The following is a 19,113-nucleotide window of genomic DNA, read 5'->3' as shown; positions in this document are numbered from 1 at the left end:
CGCGGGCATGTCCGAACACAATATCCGCAACTTCTCGATCAATTTCGGGCCGCAGCACCCGGCGGCGCACGGCGTGCTGCGCCTCGTGCTCGAGCTCGACGGCGAGGTGGTCGAACGTGTCGATCCGCATATCGGCCTGCTTCATCGCGGCACCGAGAAGCTGATCGAGCACAAGACCTACCTCCAGGCGACGCCCTATTTCGACCGGCTCGACTACGTGTCGCCGATGAATCAGGAGCACGCATTCTGCCTGGCGATCGAGAAGCTCGCCGGCATCGAGGTTCCGCGCCGCGCCAAGCTCATCCGCACCCTGTTCTGTGAGATCGGGCGGCTGCTCTCGCATCTCCTCAACGTGACGACGCAGGCGATGGATGTCGGCGCTCTCACGCCGCCCCTCTGGGGCTTCGAGGAGCGCGAGAAGCTGATGATCTTCTACGAGCGCGCCTCGGGTGCCCGCCTGCACGCCAACTATTTCCGCCCCGGCGGCGTGCATCAGGACCTGCCGCCCGCGCTCATCGACGATATCGAGGCGTTCTGCGACCCGTTCCTGCAGGTGGTCGACGACCTCGACAACCTCGTCATGGCCAACCGCATCTTCAAACAGCGCAACGTCGACATCGGCATCGTCAGCCAGGACGAGGCGATGGAATGGGGCTTCTCGGGCGTGATGGTGCGCGGTTCGGGCATCCCGTGGGATCTGCGCAAGTCGCAGCCCTACGAGGCCTACGAGGAGATGGATTTCGACATCCCCGTGGGCAAGAACGGCGACACCTACGACCGGCAGGTCATCCGCATGGAAGAGATGCGGGAATCGGTGAAGATCATGAAGCAGTGCTGCGCCAAGTTGCGCGAGCCTGCCGGGCAGGGCCCGATCGCCTCCACCGACGGTAAGTTCGCGCCCCCGCCGCGCCGGGAGATGAAGCGCTCGATGGAAGCGCTGATCCACCACTTCAAGCTCTACACCGAAGGCTTCCACGTCCCGGCGGGCGAGGTCTACGCGGCGGTCGAGGCGCCCAAGGGCGAGTTCGGCGTCTATCTCGTGTCGGACGGCACCAACAAGCCGTATCGCTGCAAGATCCGGGCTCCGGGCTTCGCGCATTTGCAGGCGATGGACTGGATGTGCCGCGGCCACCTGCTGGCCGATGTGTCCTGCGTGCTCGGCACGTTGGACATCGTGTTCGGTGAAGTGGACCGCTGAAGGAACGCGTCGGACGTCATGGCCAACCGCAGACTCGCCCCCGCCGCCGAGCAGCCTCAGAACTTCGCGTTCTCTCCGGAGAATGCCGAGTGGGCCCGCGGCCAGATCGAGAAGTACCCGGAAGGGCGTCAGGCCTCCGCCGTGATCCCGCTGCTGTGGAAGGCGCAGGAGCAGAACGGCGGGTGGCTGCCGCAGAAGGCGATCGAGGCGGTCGCCGACCAGCTCGGCATGCCGCATATCCGCGTGCTGGAGGTCGCGACCTTCTACACGATGTTCGCGCTGGAGCCGGTCGGCCGCTTCTGGATTCAGCTCTGCGGCACGGTTCCCTGCGATTGCTGCGGGGCGAAGGAGCTGAAGGCCGCGCTTCAGGCGCGCCTCGGCCCGCCCGGCCACGTTTCGGCGGACGGCAACTTCTCCTGGCTCGAGGTCGAGTGCCTGGGCGCCTGCTGCAACGCGCCGATGGTGCAGATCAATCAGGATTACTACGAGGATCTGACGCCCGAGAGTCTCAACAAGCTCATGGACGATCTCGCCGCCGGGCGCCCGGTCAAGATCGGATCGCAGATCGGTCGCGTCTCGTCCGAGCCGAAGGACGCGGTCAACACGCTCACCGACCCGACGCTGTTCGACGGTTCGCGCGTCGGCGCTTGGCGCAAGCGCTTCGAGGCGACGAAGGCCGAGGAAGAGATCAAGCACGAGGAAGCTGCCTCCTCCGAGGCACGGGCCGCGACGGAGGCGAAGCCCGCCCGTCCAGAGGCCGGTCGTCCCATCGAGCAGGGCACCGCCGACGGGCCGGCGCAGCGCGCCGCCGCGGGTGAACCTCCGGTGCGGGAATCGGACAAGGCCGAGGCCACGGAGCGGGGCACCTCGCAGGCCAAGACCGCTGGGTCCCGGCCGGGGGACAGCTCGGCCCTCGACTCGCCGGCCGAGCGCGTCGCGGCGGGCGAACCCCCGGCCGTGACCGTGACGCCCGACGAGGAGACCCGTGCGCTCGCCGAAGATGCGGCTCTGCGCACCGAACCGCCGCAGCACCCGGTGGCCGGGGGCGCGGACGACGCGGTGCCCGAGACGGAGAGCCCGGAGGCGCGCGCCGACGCGGCAGGCCAGCGTCCTGCGGGATTGCCGGCTGCCCGCGACGACCGTCCGGACGACCTGACCCGGATCCGGGGAATCGGCCCGGTCAACCAGACCCGCCTGAACGGCCTCGGCATCTGGCATTACGACCAGATCGCCGCCTGGACCCCGCAGGAGGTCGCCTGGGTCGGTGCGTACCTCGCGTTCCCAGGTCGGATCGATCGCGAGAACTGGGTGCGGCAGGCCGCCGACCTCGCCGGAACGAAGGGCTGAGGACCGACACATGCTCTCCGATCAGGATCGCATCTTCACCAATCTCTACGGCCTGCATTCGCCCGATCTCGAGGCGGCGAAGAAGCGGGGCGCCTGGGACGGCACCAAGTTTCTGCTCGATCAGGGCCGGGACTGGATCATCGACGAGATGAAGGGCTCGGGCCTGCGCGGCCGCGGCGGCGCAGGCTTCCCGACCGGCCTGAAATGGTCGTTCATGCCCAAGAAGTCCGACGGGCGTCCCCATTACCTCGTCGTCAATGCCGACGAGTCGGAGCCGGGCACCTGCAAGGACCGGGAGATCATGCGGCACGATCCGCATCTCCTGATCGAAGGCTGCTTGCTGGCGTCCTTCGCCATGGGCGCGCATGCCTGCTACGTCTATATCCGCGGCGAGTACGTGGCGGAGAAGTTCGCCCTTCAGCGGGCCGTGGACGAGGCTTACGCGGCCCGTCTTGTCGGCCCGTCGAACATCCACGATTACCCGTTCGACATCTACGTGCACCACGGCGCGGGTGCCTATATCTGCGGCGAGGAGACGGCCCTCATCGAGAGCCTTGAGGGCAAGAAGGGAATGCCGCGGCTGAAGCCGCCGTTCCCGGCGAATATGGGCCTCTATGGCTGTCCCACGACCGTCAACAACGTCGAGTCGATCGCGGTCGCCGGCACCATCCTGCGCCGGGGCGGCGCGTGGTTTGCTGGTCTCGGCGGCAAGAACAACACCGGCACCAAGCTGTTCTGCGTCTCGGGCCACGTCAACAAGCCCTGCAACGTCGAGGAAGAACTCGGCATCACCTTCCGCGAGCTGATCGACAAGCATTGCGGCGGGATGCGCGGCGGCTGGGACAATCTTCTGTGTTCCATCCCGGGCGGTTCATCCGTCCCGCTCGTTCCGGCCGAGCAGATCATCGACGCCAAGATGGACTTCGATACCCTCCGCAATCTCGGCTCGGGTCTCGGCACCGCGGCGGTGATCGTGCTCGACAAGTCGACCGACATCGTCGGCGCGATCGCGCGCATCTCGTACTTCTACAAGCACGAGTCCTGCGGCCAGTGCACGCCTTGCCGGGAGGGCACCGGCTGGATGTGGCGCGTGCTGACCCGCATGGCCGCCGGCCGCGCGCAGAAGCGCGAGATCGACATGTTGCTCGAAGTCACCAAGCAGGTGGAGGGGCACACGATCTGCGCGCTGGGCGATGCGGCGGCCTGGCCGATCCAGGGCCTGATCCGGCATTTCCGGCCGGAGATCGAGAAGCGGATCGACCAGTACAGCGCCAACCCGCACATGGATGCAGTGCCGATGGCGGCGGAGTGACCGCCGCCCCGATGCTCAACGTCGAGAAGACACGATGACCAAAATCCTCGTCGACGGCACCGAGGTCGATGTCCCGGCCGATTACACCCTGCTCCAGGCCTGTGAGGTCGCGGGCGCGGAAATCCCGCGCTTCTGCTTCCACGAGCGGCTGTCGATCGCCGGCAATTGCCGCATGTGCTTGGTGGAGCTGAAGGGCGCGCCGAAGCCGGTGGCCTCCTGCGCCTACGCGGTGAAGGATTGTCGGCCCGGACCGAACGGCGAGCCGCCGGAGGTTCTGACCCGCTCGGGCCTCACGAAAAAGGCCCGCGAGGGGGTGATGGAGTTCCTCCTCATCAATCACCCGCTCGATTGCCCGATCTGCGACCAGGGCGGCCATTGCGACCTGCAGGATCAGGCGATGGCCTACGGCGTCGATTCGACCCGCTATCACGAGAACAAGCGCGCGGTCGAAGAGAAGTATATCGGCCCGCTGGTGCGCACGGCGATGAATCGCTGCATCCACTGCACCCGCTGCGTCCGCTTCCTGGCGGAGGTGGCCGGCGTGCCGGATCTCGGCGCCATTGGCCGTGGCGAGGACATGGAGATCACGAGCTACCTGGAACAGGCGATGGGCTCGGAGCTGCAAGGCAACGTCGCCGATCTCTGCCCCGTCGGCGCGCTGGTCCACAAGCCGCAGAGCTACAACGTGCGCCCGTGGGAGCTGCACAAGACCGAATCCGTCGACGTGATGGATGCGGTGGGCTCCGCGATCCGCGTCGATGCCCGCGGCCGCGAGGTGATGCAGATCGAGCCGCGGATCAGCGAGGAGATCAACGAGGAGTGGATCTCCGACAAGACGCGCCACGTGGTCGACGGTCTCCGCCTCCAGCGGCTCGACCGACCGTTCCTGCGCGAGAACGGACGCGTGCGTCCGGCCTCCTGGGGGGAGGCCTTCTCGGCCATCGCCGCCAAGATGAAGGGGGCCGACCCGAAGCGCGTCGGCGCGCTGGTCGGTGATCTCGCGGGCGTTGAGGAGATCTTCGCCCTCCAGCAGCTGATGGGATCGCTCGGCGTCACGAATCTCGATGCGCGCCAGACCGGCGAGGCACTCGATCCGGCCTGGGGCCGCGCCGCCTACACGTTCGGACCGACGATCCCCGGTATCGAGCGGGCGGACGCGATCCTCCTGGTCGGCACCAATCCACGCACCGAGGCCTCGCTGCTGAACGTGCGCATCCGCAAGCGCTGGCGCATGGCGCCGCTCGCCGTCGGCCTGATCCTCGACGAGCAGCCCGATCTGACCTACCCCTACACCTATCTCGGCGCGGGCGCGGACACCCTGACCTCGCTGGGCAAGGGCGAGCACAGCTTCCTCGAAATCCTGCAAAAGGCCGAGCACCCCCTCATCATCGTCGGCGAGGGCGCGCTCGGCGTGCCCGGCGCGCTCGCCGCCGCGGCGGCCCTGGCGAAGGAAGTCGGCGCCGTCGCGGAGGGCTGGAACGGCTTCGGCGTGCTGCAGACGGCGGCGGCCCGCGTCGGTGCGCTCGATCTCGGCTTCGTGCCGGGGGAGGGTGGGCTGACCTTCTCGCAGATGCTGGAGCCGGGTGCGCTCGACGTGGTGTTCAACCTCGGCGCCGACGAGCGGGCGATCCCACCGGGTGCCTTCGTGATCTACCAGGGCACCCACGGCGATGCCGGTGCGAGCCGCGCCGACGTGATCCTGCCGGGCGCCGCCTATACCGAGAAGAGCGCGACCTACGTCAATCTGGAAGGCCGGGTGCAGATGACCAATCGCGCCGGCTTCCCGCCCGGGGATGCCCGCGAGGATTGGGCGATCCTGCGCGCCCTCTCCGACATCCTGGGCAAGCGCCTGCCCTACGATTCGCTCGGAGGCCTGCGCAAGGCGTTGTACGCTGCCCATCCGCATCTCGCCGCGGTCGGGTCCGTCGAGCCGTCGGATATGGCGGCGTTGGAGACGCTCGCGGCGCTGCCGGGTCGGTCCGAGAAGGCGGCGTTCTCCTCGCCGGTTGCCGACTTCTATCTCACCAATCCGATCGCCCGTGCCTCGCGGGTGCTCGCCGAGTGCTCCGGGCTCGCCCGGGGCCGCGCGCTCGAAGCGGCGGAATAGGGAACGGCCCGATGACCTTCCTCGAGGTGCTCGGCACCGTTCTCCTGATCGCGCTGAAGAGCTTCGTGCTGCTCGCAGCGCTCCTGGTCTTCATCGCCTACGCCCTTCTGGCGGATCGCAAGATCTGGGCGGCGGTGCAGTTGCGGCGGGGGCCCAACGTGGTCGGCCCCTGGGGTCTGTTCCAGTCCTTCGCCGATCTCCTGAAGTTCGTGCTGAAGGAGCCGGTCATTCCGGCGGGCGCCAACAAGGCGATCTACCTGTTGGCGCCGCTGGTCTTCGCGATGCTGGCGCTCGCCTCCTGGGCGGTGATCCCCCTGGCGGATGGCTGGGCGATCGCCGACCTCAATGTCGGCATCGTCTATATCTTCGCCATCTCCTCCCTCGGCGTTTACGGCGTCATCATGGGCGGCTGGGCGTCGAACTCGAAATACGCCTTCCTCGGCGCGCTCCGATCCGCCGCGCAGATGATCTCCTACGAGGTGTCGCTGGGCTTCGTGATCATCTGCGTGCTGCTCTGCGCCGGCTCCCTCAATCTCTCGCGCATCGTCATGGCGCAGGACACGGCGCTCGGGCTGTTCGGCTGGTACTGGCTGTGGCTGTTCCCGATGTTCGGCGTGTTCTTCGTGTCCGCGCTCGCCGAGACGAACCGCCCGCCCTTCGATCTCCCTGAGGCGGAATCGGAGCTCGTGGCCGGTTACATGGTCGAGTATTCCTCGACGCCGTACCTGCTGTTCATGCTCGGCGAATACGTGGCCATCATGACCATGTGCGCGCTCGGGACCGTGCTGTTCCTCGGCGGCTGGCTCTCGCCGATCCCGTTCGCGCCCTTCACCTGGGTGCCGGGCGTGATCTGGTTCGCGCTGAAAGCAAGCTTCCTGTTCTTCATGATCGCCATGGTGAAGGCCATGGTGCCGCGCTACCGCTACGACCAGCTCATGCGGCTCGGCTGGAAGGTCTTCCTGCCGCTGTCGCTGATCTCGGTCATCGTCGTCGCCTTCGTCCTCAAGCTCACCGGCCTCGCGCCGGGAGCCTGACCGCAACCGCATTCGGAGATCGCGCCGTGAAGCTCGATCAGGTCGCCAGAAGCCTTCTCCTGAAGGAGTTCGTGTCGGGGTTCGTCCTCGCCATGAAGTATTTCTTCAAGCCGAAGGCCACGATCAACTATCCCTTCGAGATGGGGCACCGGGGGCCGCGCTTCCGGGGCGAGCATGCCCTGCGCCGCTATCCCAACGGTGAGGAGCGCTGCATTGCCTGCAAGCTCTGCGAGGCGATCTGCCCGGCCCAGGCCATCACCATCGAGGCGGGCCCCCGCCGCAACGACGGCACGCGGCGCACCACGCGCTACGACATCGACATGGTGAAGTGCATCTATTGCGGCATGTGCCAGGAGGCCTGCCCGGTCGATGCCATCGTCGAGGGGCCGAACTTCGAGTTCTCGGTCGAGACTCGCGAGGAGCTGCTCTACGACAAGGAGAAGCTGCTCGCGAACGGCGACCGCTGGGAGCGCGAGATCGCCCGGAACATCGCGACCGACGCACCGTATCGCTGAGGTTCCGGCCAAGGTCTTCCGGTGCGCTGTTGTGCGCCGCAGGGCCGAGTTCTATAGACGGGCCGCCGCCTGCGGCCGAGGGTCCACCGAGGCAGAAGGGAGCCGCCCGCGAGGGCGGCCGATGCTGAAAACCGCATGACCGCAGCCGCCGCCTTCTTCTATCTCTTCGCGGGCCTCGCCGTTGCCTCGGGCTTCATGGTGATCGCCGCCAGGAACCCCGTCACATCGGTGCTGTTCCTGATCCTCGCCTTCGTGAACGCCGCGGGCCTCTTCATCCTGATGGGGGCCGAGTTCCTGGCGATGATCCTCGTCGTCGTCTATGTCGGCGCGGTGGCGGTGCTGTTCCTGTTCGTCGTGATGATGCTCGACGTGGATTTCGCCGCCCTCCGGCAAGGCTTCCAGCGCTACCTTCCCGTCGGCGGGTTGATCGGTGCCGTGTTCCTCATCGAGCTGCTGCTGGTCGTCGGCAGCTGGACGATCGATCCGGGGCTCGTGCAGGCGCCGCTCGGGCGTGCCGCCCACGGCGAGAGCCTGACCAACACCCAGGCGCTCGGGCGGGTGCTCTACACGGATTACGTCTACTTCTTCCAGATCGCCGGCCTGATCCTGCTGGTCGCGATGATCGGCGCCATCGTCCTGACGCTGCGCGACCGCACCGGCGTCAAGCGCCAGAACATTTCCGTCCAGAACGCCCGCACTCAGGCGATGGCGGTCGATACCATCAAGGTGCCCTCCCGGCAGGGCGTGGAGGTCTGAGCATGATCGGCCTGAGCCACTACCTGACGGTCGCCGCGATCCTGTTCACGCTCGGCGTGCTCGGCATCTTCATCAACCGCAAGAATGTCATCGTCATCCTGATGTCGGTCGAGCTGATCCTGCTCGCGGTCAACATCAACTTCGTGGCGTTCTCGACCCACCTCAACGACATCACCGGCCAGGTCTTCGCTCTGTTCGTGCTGACGGTGGCCGCGGCCGAGGCCGCCATCGGCCTCGCCATCCTGGTGGTGTTCTTCCGCAACCGCGGCTCCATCGCCGTCGAAGACGTGAGCATGATGAAGGGCTGACCGCTCTCACCAGCGCGCCACCCTCTCGTCCGCCTGCTGCGAGGCACGATCCCCCATGTATCACGCCATCGTCTTCTTCCCGCTGATCGGCGCGCTGATCGCCGGCCTGTTCGGCCGCACGCTCGGCGCCCGGCTGAGCGAGCTCGTGACGACGGGCTGCCTCGCCTTCGCCTGCCTCCTGTCCTGGGGCGCCTTCTTCCTCGTCACCGGGGACGGCCGGGCCGAGACGGTCCACGTCGCGCAGTGGTTCACGGCGGGCGACCTCGTGGTCGATTGGGCCTTCAAGGTCGATACGCTGACGGCGATCATGCTCGTCGTCGTCACCTCGGTCTCGACCCTCGTGCACGTCTATTCCATCGGGTACATGCACGAGGATCCGCACCGGCCGCGCTTCTTCGCCTATCTGTCGCTGTTCACCTTCGCCATGCTGATGCTGGTGACGGCCGACAACCTCGTGCAGATGTTCTTCGGCTGGGAAGGCGTCGGCCTCGCCTCCTACCTGCTGATCGGCTTCTGGTACGAGAAGCCCTCGGCCAACGCCGCGGCGATGAAGGCCTTCATCGTCAACCGCGTCGGCGATTTCGGTTTCTCGCTGGGCATCTTCCTCGTCTTCGTCCTGACGGGATCCGTGGGCTTCGACGCCATCTTCGCCAAGGCCCCGGAGCTGAAGGACGCGACCTTCCACTTCCTCGGACATGACTGGCACGCCCTGACGCTGGCCTGCCTGCTCCTGTTCATGGGGGCCATGGGCAAGTCGGCGCAGTTCCTGCTGCACACCTGGCTGCCGGACGCCATGGAGGGCCCGACCCCGGTCTCGGCGCTCATCCACGCCGCCACCATGGTGACCGCCGGCGTGTTCATGGTCGCCCGCCTGTCGCCGCTGTTCGAGCTGGCCCCGACCGCGCTCACCGTCGTCACGATCATCGGCGGCATCACGGCCTTCTTCGCCGCCACCGTCGGCCTCGTGCAGAACGACATCAAGCGGGTCATCGCTTACTCGACCTGCTCGCAGCTCGGCTACATGTTCGTCGGCCTGGGGGTGGGCGCCTACGCCACCGGCGTGTTCCACCTCTTCACCCACGCCTTCTTCAAGGCGCTGCTGTTCCTCGGCGCCGGCTCGGTCATCCACGCGATGCACCACGAGCAGGACATGCGGAACATGGGCGGCCTGCGCCCGTACATCCCCTTCACCACGGCGATGATGACGATCGGCACGCTCGCCCTGATCGGCTTCCCGTTCACCGCCGGCTACTACTCCAAGGATGCGATCATCGAGGCGGCCTACATGTCGGACCGCCCCGGCCACGTGCTGGCGTTCCTCGCCACCGTGATCGCCGCGCTGATGACCTCGTTCTATTCCTGGCGCCTGTTCTTCCTCACCTTCGAGGGGCCTCAGCGCTGGGTCGCGCACGGGGCCCATGGTCACGACGACCACGCGCACGCCGCGCACGACGATCATGCCTCGGCCCATGCCCACGCTCTCGCGCACGAGGCCGACGGCAAGCCCGGCCATCATGAGGGTGTGGCGCACGACGACAAGGGTCACGATCTGGAGCCCGCCTCGCACAGCGCGATCGAGCACCACGACGATCACGGCGCCCACAAGCCGCATGAGAGCCCGCTCGTGATGACGATTCCGCTCGGGATCCTAGCCTTCGGTGCGCTGTTCGCCGGCCTGATCTTCAAGGAGCGGTTCATCGGGCACGACATGGACCGGTTCTGGGGTCACGCGCTGCCGCACCATTCCGGCAACGACATCATGCACAAGATCCACGACGCGCCGGGCTGGGTCGCCGCCTCGCCCGCGATCATGCTCGTGCTCGGCTTCGTTCTGGCCTTCTGGATGTATCTCCGCCGGCCCGACCTGCCGAACCGTCTCGCGACCTCGCAGCCGATCCTGTACCGCTTCCTGCTCAACAAGTGGTACTTCGACGAGATCTACGACCGGCTCTTCGTGCGTCCGGCCAAGAACTTCGGGCTGTTCCTCTGGAAGGAAAGTGACGGGCGCGTCATCGACGGCTTCGGCCCCGACGGCATCTCGGCCCGGGTCGTGGACGTCACCCGCGGCGTGGTCCGCTTCCAGACCGGCTACGTCTACCACTACGCCTTCGTGATGCTCGTCGGGGTCGCCGGCCTGATCACGTGGTACCTCGTCTCCGGCGTGCCGGCGGTCGGAGGAGCGCATTGATGTTCGGCCTCGGCATTCTCTCCGGGCTCCTGATCGTCCCGCTCGCGGGCGCCGCCTTCATCCTGACGCTGGGTGAGGAGACGGAGGCCGTGAAGCGCAACGCCCGCTGGGCGGCGCTGATCACCACCATCGTCACCTTCCTGCTCTCGCTCGCCGCCTGGGCCCGCTACGACATCGCGTCCCCCAGCTTCCAGCTGGTCGAGAGCCATGCGTGGCTGGCCGAGACCATCCGCTTCAAGCTCGGGGTCGACGGCTTCTCGATGCCGCTGATCCTGCTGACCACCTTCCTGATGCCGTTCTGCATCGGCGCCTCGTGGCTCTCGGTCGAGCACCGGGTGAAGGAGTATTTCGTCGCCTTCCTCGTGCTGGAAACGACGATGATCGGCGTGTTCTGCGCCCTCGACCTGGTGCTGTTCTACCTGTTCTTCGAGGCCGGCCTGATCCCGATGTTCCTCATCATCGGCATCTGGGGCGGCAAGCGGCGCATCTATGCCAGCTTCAAGTTCTTCCTCTACACCCTGCTCGGCTCGGTGCTGATGCTGCTGGCCATCATGGCGATGTACTGGGAGGCCGGCACCACCGACATCCCGACGCTGCTGGCCCACCGCTTCCCCGTCGGCATGCAATGGTGGCTGTGGCTCGCCTTTTTCGCCTCTTTCGCGGTGAAGATGCCGATGTGGCCGGTTCATACCTGGCTCCCCGACGCCCACGTCGAGGCGCCGACGGCGGGCTCCGTGATCCTGGCGGGCATCCTGCTGAAGATGGGCGGCTACGGCTTCATCCGGATCTCGCTGCCGATGCTGCCGGACGCGAGCGCCGAATTCGCGCCCCTCGTCTTCGCCCTCTCGGTGATCGCGATCATCTTCACCTCGCTCACCGCGATGATGCAGACCGACATCAAGAAGCTGATCGCCTATTCCTCGGTGGCGCATATGGGCTTCGTGACGCTGGGCCTGTTCACCCTGAACGAGCAGGGCATCCAGGGTGCCCTGTTCCTGATGATCTCCCACGGCATCGTCTCGGGCGCGCTCTTCCTCTGCGTCGGCGTCGTCTACGATCGGATGCACACCCGCGAGATCGCGGCCTATGGCGGTCTGGTGAAGCGGATGCCGCTCTACGCCGCCGCCATGATGGTTTTCACCATGGCCAATGTCGGCCTGCCCGGCACCTCGGGCTTCGTTGGCGAATTCCTCGCGATGATGGGCGCGTTCAAGGCCAACCCGACGGTCGCGTTCTTCTCGGTCTTCGGCATCATCCTGTCGGCGGGCTACGCCCTGTGGCTCTACGCGCGGGTGATCTACGGGAAGCTGGAGAAGCCCAATCTCCAGGGTATCCTCGACCTCGACCTGCGGGAGAAGATCATCATCGCGCCGCTCGTCGCGCTGACGATCTGGTACGGCGTCCACCCGGCCCCGGTGCTCGATACCTTCGCGCCCTCGACCGAAGCCCTGATGCAGAACATGCGCACGGCGCTCGCCAACACGCAGACCGCGGAAGCGGCCGCCAAGGCGGCGAAGCTCGCAGCGGCCGAGAACATGGCTGGACCGAAGTCCCAGAAAATCGAGGCCGCCGCGCGATGACCCCGATCCAATCCGTCCTGCCGGCGATCACGCCGGTCCTGCCGGAGATCGTTCTGAGCATCGGCGCGCTGCTGCTGGTGCTCTGGGGCGCGTGGCGCGGCGAGCGCTCGGCCGAGAGCGTCAATCTCGGCGCGCTCGGGCTTCTGATCTTCACCTTCTTCCTCGTGGTCTCCCAGACCGGCCAGGTCACCACGCTCAACGGCGCCTTCATCGCCGACCCCTTCGCCCGGGTGATGAAGGCCCTGATCCTGATCGGCTCGTCCGCCACGATCCTGCTCTCGCGAGACTATTTCCAGCGCGAGCGCATCGACCGGTTCGAGTATCCGCTGCTGATCGTGCTGTGCACCATCGGCATGATGGTGATGGCCTCGGCCAACGATCTGATCTCGCTCTATCTCGGCCTGGAGCTGCAATCGCTCGCCGCCTACGTCATCGCCGCCTTCCACCGCGACGACGTGAAGTCCACGGAAGCCGGCCTGAAGTACTTCGTGCTCGGCGCGCTCTCGTCGGGCATGCTGCTCTACGGTGCCTCGTTGGTCTACGGCTTCACCGGTACGGTCTCGTTTCCCGGCATCGTCACGGCGCTCGACGGCCCGGTGAGCTTCGGCATCGTGCTGGGCATCGTGTTCGTCGCGGCGGGCGTCGCCTTCAAGCTGGCGGCGGTGCCGTTCCACATGTGGACGCCGGACGTCTACGAGGGCTCGCCGACGCCGGTCACCGCCTTCTTCGCCTCGGCGCCCAAGATGGCCGCCATGGCGATGACCGTGCGCGTGTTCATCGGTGCCTTCCCCGACGTGACCGCGGTCTGGCAGCAGATCATCGTGTTCGTCTCGATCGCCTCGATGGCGCTCGGCTCCTTCGCGGCGATCGGCCAGCGCAACCTCAAGCGCCTGATGGCCTATTCGTCGATCGGCAATGTCGGCTACGCCCTCATCGGCTTGGCCGCCGGCTCGGAGGAGGGCATCCGCGGCGTCGTGATCTACATGGTGATCTATCTCGCCATGACGCTCGGCGCCTTCGCGGTGCTGCTCTCGCTGCGGCGCAAGGACCGGATGTTCGAGACCATCGACGACCTGTCCGGGCTCTCGCGCACGCATCCGTGGCTGGCCTTCAGCCTCGCCGCGATGATGTTCTCGCTGGCCGGCATCCCGCCGCTCGCCGGGTTCTTCGCCAAGTTCTACGTCTTCGCCGCCGCCATCAAGGCGGGGCTGGTGACGCTGGCGGTGATCGGCGTGGTGACTTCCGTGGTCGGCGCCTTCTACTACCTGCGCCTCGTCAAGGTGATGTATTTCGACGAGGCGCAGGCTCCGTACGAGCGGATTCCGCCAGGTTCGGCCATCGTGCTCGCCGCATCGAGCGTCGTCGTGGTGCTGTTCTTCCTCATCCCGGCGCCGCTGGTGGCGGCGGCGGGCAGCGCCGCGAAGTCCCTGTTCTGAGAAGCATGACCTTCCGGCTCAGCCCGGCGGCCCGCGCGGAGGGCCACCGCCTGCATAGCCACGACCGCCTCGGCTCGACCAACACCGAGGCTCTCGCCCGCGCTCGCGAGGGCGAGACCGGCCCGCTCTGGGTCGCGACCCGCCTGCAGGAGGCGGGCCGGGGCCGGCGCGGCAACGTCTGGCAGTCGCCCGAGGGCAATCTTTTCGCGAGCTTGCTCTGGCCGGTCCAGGGCGTGGCGCCGGAGATGGTCGCGACCCTGGGGTTCGTCGCCGGGGTGGCGCTGGTCGATGCGATCCGGGATGTGTGCCGCTCCTCCCACCCCCACCCTCATTCAGAGGTGCCCGCTTCAGCGGGCCTCGAAGGAGGGCTCCAGGGATCGCCCGATCCGCTGGAGCCCTCCTGCGAGGCTGCGCTTCGCTTCGCACCTCAGGATGGGGGTATGGGAGGGACAGGCGAAGCTTCGTTCCGCCTGAAATGGCCCAACGACGTCCTCATGAACGGCAAAAAACTCGCCGGGATCCTCTTGGAGGCCGAGCAACTCCCCAGCGGGCGGCGTGCGGTCGTCATCGGTTTCGGCGTGAACGTTGCGGCCGCCCCCGACGATCTGCCCTACCCGGCCGCGGCCCTTCGCCCCGCGCATGCGGTCGATGCGCCCAGACTGCTCGAATCCTTGACCGAACGATTTGTCGAAGCGGCCCAGATCTGGAACAAGGGGCGCGGATTTCCGAAAATCCGGCAGCTCTGGCTGGAGCGCGCGGCGGGGGTGGGTGCCCCCGTGTCGGTGCGAACCGCCGAGACGACGCTGTCCGGTGTTTTCGACACGATCGACGAGGGGGGGCGGCTTGTGATCCTCGCCCCGGACGGAACACGACGAACCGTGACGGCGGGCGAGGTGCATTTCGGAAGTGCCGCGACGGCGGCCTGAGACTGGATAGACGACAAGATGACGACACGGCAGGACGAGCTCGTCTTCGTGCCGCTCGGCGGCGTGGGCGAGATCGGCATGAATGCGGGCCTCTACGGGATCGGACCCGAGCGGGCACGCAAATGGATCATGGTCGATTGCGGCATGGGCTTCGCCGGTGAGGAGGGTTTGCCGGGCATCGATCTGATGTTCCCCGACCTTGCCTTCATCGAGGAGCGCAAGAAGGATCTTCTGGGGATCTTCATCACCCACGCGCACGAGGATCATATCGGCGCGATCTCCGAATTGTGGCCGCGCCTGAAGGCGCCGGTCTACGCCACGCGCTTCGCCAAGCAGCTTCTCGAGACTCGCCGCCTCTCCGAGCCCGGTGCGCCCAAGGTCGATCTGCGCGAGATCAAGCCGGGCAAGCGGGTCACCGTCGGCCCGTTCGAGATCGAGTTCGTGCCGGTGGCCCATTCGATCCCGGAATCGAATGCGGTGGCGATCCGCACCGAGTTCGGCCTCGTGGTGCATACCGGCGACTGGAAGCTCGACGACACGCCGGTGGCCGGCGACACCACCTCGCCGGAGGCGTTCACCGCACTCGGCGACGAGGGCATCCTGGCGCTGGTATGCGATTCCACCAACGTCCTGCGCGAGGGCCGTTCGCCGAGCGAGTCTGAAGTCTCGGCCACGCTCCGGCGCATCATCGAGGAATCGCCCCACCGCGTGGCGGTGACGACCTTCGCCTCGAACGTCGCCCGCATCCGCGCCGTAGCGGAGGCCGCCCAGGCTTGCGGTCGTGAGGTGATCGCGGTTGGCCGGGCCATGGACCGAGTCATCGATGTCGCCCGCGAATGCGGCTATCTCGACGGCCTGCCGGACTTCCGCGGTGCGGAATCCTACGGCCACATCCCCCGCGACAAGGTGGTCTGCCTGCTCACCGGTTCGCAGGGCGAGCCGCGGGCGGCCATGTCGCGGGTCTCGCGCGACGACCATCCGGCGATCTCGCTGACCGCCGGGGATCGGGTGATCTTCTCGTCCCGCGCGATCCCCGGCAACGAGCGCGATGTCGGCGCCATCATCAACGACCTGATCGAGGCCGGCATCGAGGTCATCACCGACCGCACCGAACTCGTCCACGTCTCGGGCCATCCCCGGCGCGAGGAGATGGTGGCCATGTACAGCTGGACCCGGCCGAAGGCGGTGGTGCCGGTCCACGGCGAGGCGCTGCATCTCGACGAGCATGCGCGCTTCGCCCGCTCTCAAGGCGTCGAGACGGTGGTGAAGGCGCGCAACGGTGCCGTCGTGCGCCTCGCTCCGGGCAAGCCCGAGGTGGTCGAGCATGTCCGCGCCGGCCGGCTCTACAAGGACGGCAACGTCCTGATCGACGCCAAGGACCGGGCGATCCCCGAGCGCCGCAAGCTGTCCCAGACCGGCATCGTCTCGGTGGCCATCGCCATCGATGAGCGCGGCGCGGTGGTCGGCGAGCCGGCGGTCGACATCATGGGTCTGCCCAATCGCGGTCGCGATGGGGAGCCCTTGCTCGACACCGTGGTCGATACGGTCAACCGCACCCTGAGCGGCCTGTCGCGCGGCAAGATGAAGGATTCGGAAGCCGTCGAGAACGCGGTCGACCGGGCCGTGCGCTCCGCCGTCAACGAAGCCTGGGGCAAGAAGCCCGCCTGCCACGTGCAGGTGGTCGAGGTCTGAGCTCTCGTTCCTCGCCACGGATCCCGGGCTCGCCCGGGATCCGCACGGAGCTGCCGCCATAGGGCGGACCGATCCGGGTGGGGAGGATCCAAAAGTGGGGAGGTACAGGATGAAGCCGGAGCGGTACCTTCCGCATCACCCCTAACCCCCTCCCCACGAGGGGGAGGGGAACGCAGCGGGTAGGGAGGAGCAAACAATGATCGGACGGCTCAATCACGTGGCCATCGCGGTGAAGGATCTCGACGCGGCGACCGCGGTCTATCGCGATACGCTCGGCGCCAAGGTGACGGAGCCGCTGCCGCAGCCGGAGCACGGCGTCACCGTCGTCTTCGTCGAACTGCCCAACAGCAAGGTCGAGCTGATGTCGCCGTTGGGTGAGAACTCGACCATCCAGGGCTTCGTCGACAAGAACCCGGCCGGCGGCATCCACCATGTCTGCTACGAGGTCGACGACATCATCGCTGCCCGCGATCAGATGAAGGCGGCCGGCGCCCGCGTGCTCGGCACCGGTGAGCCGAAGATCGGTGCGCACGGCAAGCCGGTGATTTTTCTCCACCCGAAGGACTTCCTGGGGACCCTCGTCGAGTTGGAGCAGGTCTGAGCGCCTTCCCGACGGGGCTTTCTCTGCCGTGTCGGCACGCGGCTTTCCTGATTCCCGCCCACATCCCGAGGCGCCCGCCTCGGTGGGCCCTCGAAGGAGGCTCCAGGGGTCGCGAACCTTCCGGAGACCTGCTTCGAGACTGCTTCGCGGCACCTCAGGATGTGGGCGGTGGATGGGAAAGGCCGATCAGGCAAGTCCAAGACTCGCCCCTAAGACTCGCTCCTAAGGCTCGCCCCGAAATCCCTCCCGTCGGCGGGCAGGGATCCGTGCGGTGCGCGATCCGTCAAGAATAACGGCCATCCATGACCCCCCTTCGCACCATCGCCGCCTCGACCCCGCTCACCGTGCTGACGGTAGCAGCCCTCGTCGCGATCCTGGTGGCGGTCGCCGTGAAGGGGTTTGCCCTCACCGTTTTCGGGGCGCTCGCCCTGTACTTCGTGCTGTGGTGGACCTTCCTGTTCGCGATCCTGCCCCTCGGCAACGCGGCCGAGGCGGATCCGCAGCGGTTGGTGCCGGGGCAGGATCCCGGCGCGCCGGCCTTGCCCCGCTTGCGGGAGAAGGCATTGCTGACCACGCTGCTGGCCGGCGGGGCTTTCGTGGCCGCGATGCTGATTTTCCCGCTCGCGCGGCTGTGAGCGACCTGACACCCGAAAGATTCGCGGCCGGACGCAGCGCCGCGTTGACAGGCGCCTGAGGGGATCCGCACCCTGTCTCGACGGCCCCGGTATCCATGCGGGCCGGTAGGGAGACACGCCATGGCCGGGATGGTGGCAGGGCCGCGCGCGCCCGCTGACAGCAAGGCCGGCGCGGGCGGCAATGGCTGGCTTCTGCCCTTCATGCTCGCCCTGTTCTTCGCCTGGGGCCTCGCCACCGTCCTCGTCGATATCGTCACGCCCAAGCTCAAGAGCCTGTTCGCGCTGAGCTACACCGAGGCGACGCTCACCCAATTCTGTTTCTTCGCCGCCTACGCGCTGATCTCGCTGCCGGCGGGTGCGATGGTGACGCGGATCGGCTCCATGCGCGGTCTGGTCGTCGGCCTCGTCGTGATGGCGGCGGGCTGCCTGCTCTTCGCGCCCGCCGCGCGGATCGGCCTGTTTCCGATGTTCCTGCTGGCCCTGTTCGTGATGGCCTCGGGCATTGCCGTATTGCAGGTGGCGGCCAACCCTCTGGTGGCCGGCCTCGGCGACCCGGCTCAGGCCTCAAGCCGGCTGACGCTCGCCCAGACCTTCAACGCCCTCGGCACCACCGTCGGTCCGGTGATCGGGGCCTGGGCGATCCTCTCCCATACCGTCACGCCCTCGGGCACGGATGCGGCGGCGCTGGCGGCGGCTCGGCAGGCCGAAGCGGACGTGGTGCGCACGCCCTTCCTCGTCATCGCCGCGGGTCTCTTGGCCCTCGCCGTGCTGTTCTGGTTCCTGCGCCGCCGGGTCCGCGAGGAGGATGCCGGGGAGAGCGCCGGCTCGGGCGGGCTCGGGCTCGACCTTCTCCGGCGGCCGCGCCTCGCCTTCGGGGCCTTGGCGATCTTCCTCTATGTCGGCGCGGAAGTGGCCATCGGCACGCTGATGGTGAGCTATCTCGAACAGCCGCGGGTGCTCGGGGCGAGCCCCGAGACGGCGGGCCATCTGCTCAGTTTCTACTGGGGCGGGGCGCTGGCCGGGCGGATCGTCGGCTCCTTCGTTCTGCGTGCCGTCCGACCGGGAGCCGCGCTCTGCGCCGTCGCGCTGGCCGCCGCGGGGCTCACGGCCCTGTCGGCGACCAGTTCGGGCATGCTCGCGGGTTGGGCGCTGATCGCGGTCGGCCTAGCCAACGCGATCCAGTTCCCGACGATCTTCGCACTGGCGATCGAGGGGCTCGGCGAGCGCACGGCACAGGGCGCCGGCATTGTCTGCGTGGCGATCGTCGGCGGCGCGATCGTGCCGGTGCTGACCGGGGCGCTCGCCGACGGTTACGGCCTCGCTATCGCCCTGGGCGCCCCCGCGCTCTGCTATCTCTGCATCGCGGCCTTCGCCCTGGCCCATGCCCGCGACGCCCTCGGCCGTCCGAGCGCTGTCGCAGCGGAGTAGAGCGAGGGTAGAGGCTGCGACACGGAGCGGATCGTGTCAGATGTCCAAAA

At 67.4% G+C, this 19,113-nt stretch carries 16 protein-coding genes; all 16 read left to right on the top strand.

What is annotated here, in order from left to right; genetic code table 11:
- Positions 1-7 precede the first annotated feature (7 nt).
- The 16 genes from OWC43_RS02950 to OWC43_RS02875 all read left to right on the top strand — a co-directional run bounded on the left by OWC43_RS02950 (position 8) and on the right by OWC43_RS02875 (position 19,063).
- A complete protein-coding gene (locus OWC43_RS02950) occupies positions 8-1,198 on the top strand; it encodes an NADH-quinone oxidoreductase subunit D (RefSeq protein ID WP_137828757.1) in 1,191 nt (396 codons plus the stop codon).
- Between the two features lie 18 nt (positions 1,199-1,216).
- Entirely contained in the window at positions 1,217-2,545 is a 1,329-nt protein-coding gene (gene nuoE / locus OWC43_RS02945; RefSeq protein WP_393955651.1) for an NADH-quinone oxidoreductase subunit NuoE, read from the top strand.
- Between the two features lie 10 nt (positions 2,546-2,555).
- Positions 2,556-3,857, top strand: coding sequence for an NADH-quinone oxidoreductase subunit NuoF (gene nuoF / locus OWC43_RS02940; protein WP_137828755.1), 1,302 nt, complete (start codon positions 2,556-2,558; stop codon positions 3,855-3,857).
- Positions 3,858-3,891: 34 nt separating this feature from the next.
- Positions 3,892-5,964 (top strand): NADH-quinone oxidoreductase subunit NuoG, encoded by a 2,073-nt coding sequence (gene nuoG, locus OWC43_RS02935; protein ID WP_393955650.1) that lies wholly within the window; start codon positions 3,892-3,894, stop codon positions 5,962-5,964.
- An 11-nt stretch (positions 5,965-5,975) separates the two neighbouring features.
- A complete protein-coding gene (gene nuoH / locus OWC43_RS02930; RefSeq protein WP_137828753.1) occupies positions 5,976-6,998 on the top strand; it encodes an NADH-quinone oxidoreductase subunit NuoH in 1,023 nt (340 codons plus the stop codon).
- 26 nt (positions 6,999-7,024) lie between these two features.
- The gene (gene nuoI, locus OWC43_RS02925; RefSeq protein WP_091942023.1) at positions 7,025-7,513 is read left to right on the top strand and encodes an NADH-quinone oxidoreductase subunit NuoI; all 489 of its coding nucleotides are present in this window, start codon (positions 7,025-7,027) and stop codon (positions 7,511-7,513) included.
- Between the two features lie 135 nt (positions 7,514-7,648).
- Positions 7,649-8,269, top strand: coding sequence for an NADH-quinone oxidoreductase subunit J (locus OWC43_RS02920; protein ID WP_137828752.1), 621 nt, complete (start codon positions 7,649-7,651; stop codon positions 8,267-8,269).
- A 2-nt stretch (positions 8,270-8,271) separates the two neighbouring features.
- The gene (gene nuoK, locus OWC43_RS02915) at positions 8,272-8,577 is read left to right on the top strand and encodes an NADH-quinone oxidoreductase subunit NuoK (protein ID WP_137828751.1); all 306 of its coding nucleotides are present in this window, start codon (positions 8,272-8,274) and stop codon (positions 8,575-8,577) included.
- Between the two features lie 55 nt (positions 8,578-8,632).
- The gene (gene nuoL, locus OWC43_RS02910) at positions 8,633-10,765 is read left to right on the top strand and encodes an NADH-quinone oxidoreductase subunit L (protein WP_137828750.1); all 2,133 of its coding nucleotides are present in this window, start codon (positions 8,633-8,635) and stop codon (positions 10,763-10,765) included.
- Entirely contained in the window at positions 10,765-12,345 is a 1,581-nt protein-coding gene (locus OWC43_RS02905) for an NADH-quinone oxidoreductase subunit M (RefSeq protein ID WP_137828749.1), read from the top strand. Before nuoL ends, OWC43_RS02905 begins: the two co-directional genes overlap by 1 nt.
- Positions 12,342-13,781, top strand: coding sequence for an NADH-quinone oxidoreductase subunit NuoN (nuoN, locus tag OWC43_RS02900; protein ID WP_137828748.1), 1,440 nt, complete (start codon positions 12,342-12,344; stop codon positions 13,779-13,781). Before OWC43_RS02905 ends, nuoN begins: the two co-directional genes overlap by 4 nt.
- 5 nt (positions 13,782-13,786) lie before the next feature.
- On the top strand, positions 13,787-14,707 hold the full coding sequence (locus OWC43_RS02895; protein WP_137828747.1) for a biotin--[acetyl-CoA-carboxylase] ligase: 921 nt from the start codon (positions 13,787-13,789) through the stop codon (positions 14,705-14,707).
- 18 nt (positions 14,708-14,725) lie between these two features.
- A complete protein-coding gene (locus OWC43_RS02890) occupies positions 14,726-16,399 on the top strand; it encodes a ribonuclease J (protein WP_137828746.1) in 1,674 nt (557 codons plus the stop codon).
- Positions 16,400-16,595: 196 nt separating this feature from the next.
- Entirely contained in the window at positions 16,596-17,000 is a 405-nt protein-coding gene (gene mce / locus OWC43_RS02885; protein ID WP_091942038.1) for a methylmalonyl-CoA epimerase, read from the top strand.
- A gap of 302 nt (positions 17,001-17,302) precedes the next feature.
- A complete protein-coding gene (locus OWC43_RS02880) occupies positions 17,303-17,635 on the top strand; it encodes a DUF1467 family protein (RefSeq protein ID WP_137828745.1) in 333 nt (110 codons plus the stop codon).
- A 120-nt stretch (positions 17,636-17,755) separates the two neighbouring features.
- On the top strand, positions 17,756-19,063 hold the full coding sequence (locus OWC43_RS02875; protein ID WP_393955649.1) for a sugar MFS transporter: 1,308 nt from the start codon (positions 17,756-17,758) through the stop codon (positions 19,061-19,063).
- The last annotated feature ends 50 nt before the right edge of the window (positions 19,064-19,113 follow it).

The organism is Methylorubrum sp. POS3 (assembly GCF_043352485.1).
GTDB classification, from domain to species: Bacteria; Pseudomonadota; Alphaproteobacteria; order Rhizobiales; family Beijerinckiaceae; genus Methylobacterium; species Methylobacterium suomiense.
This window is presented reverse-complemented; position numbering and strand designations above follow the sequence as displayed.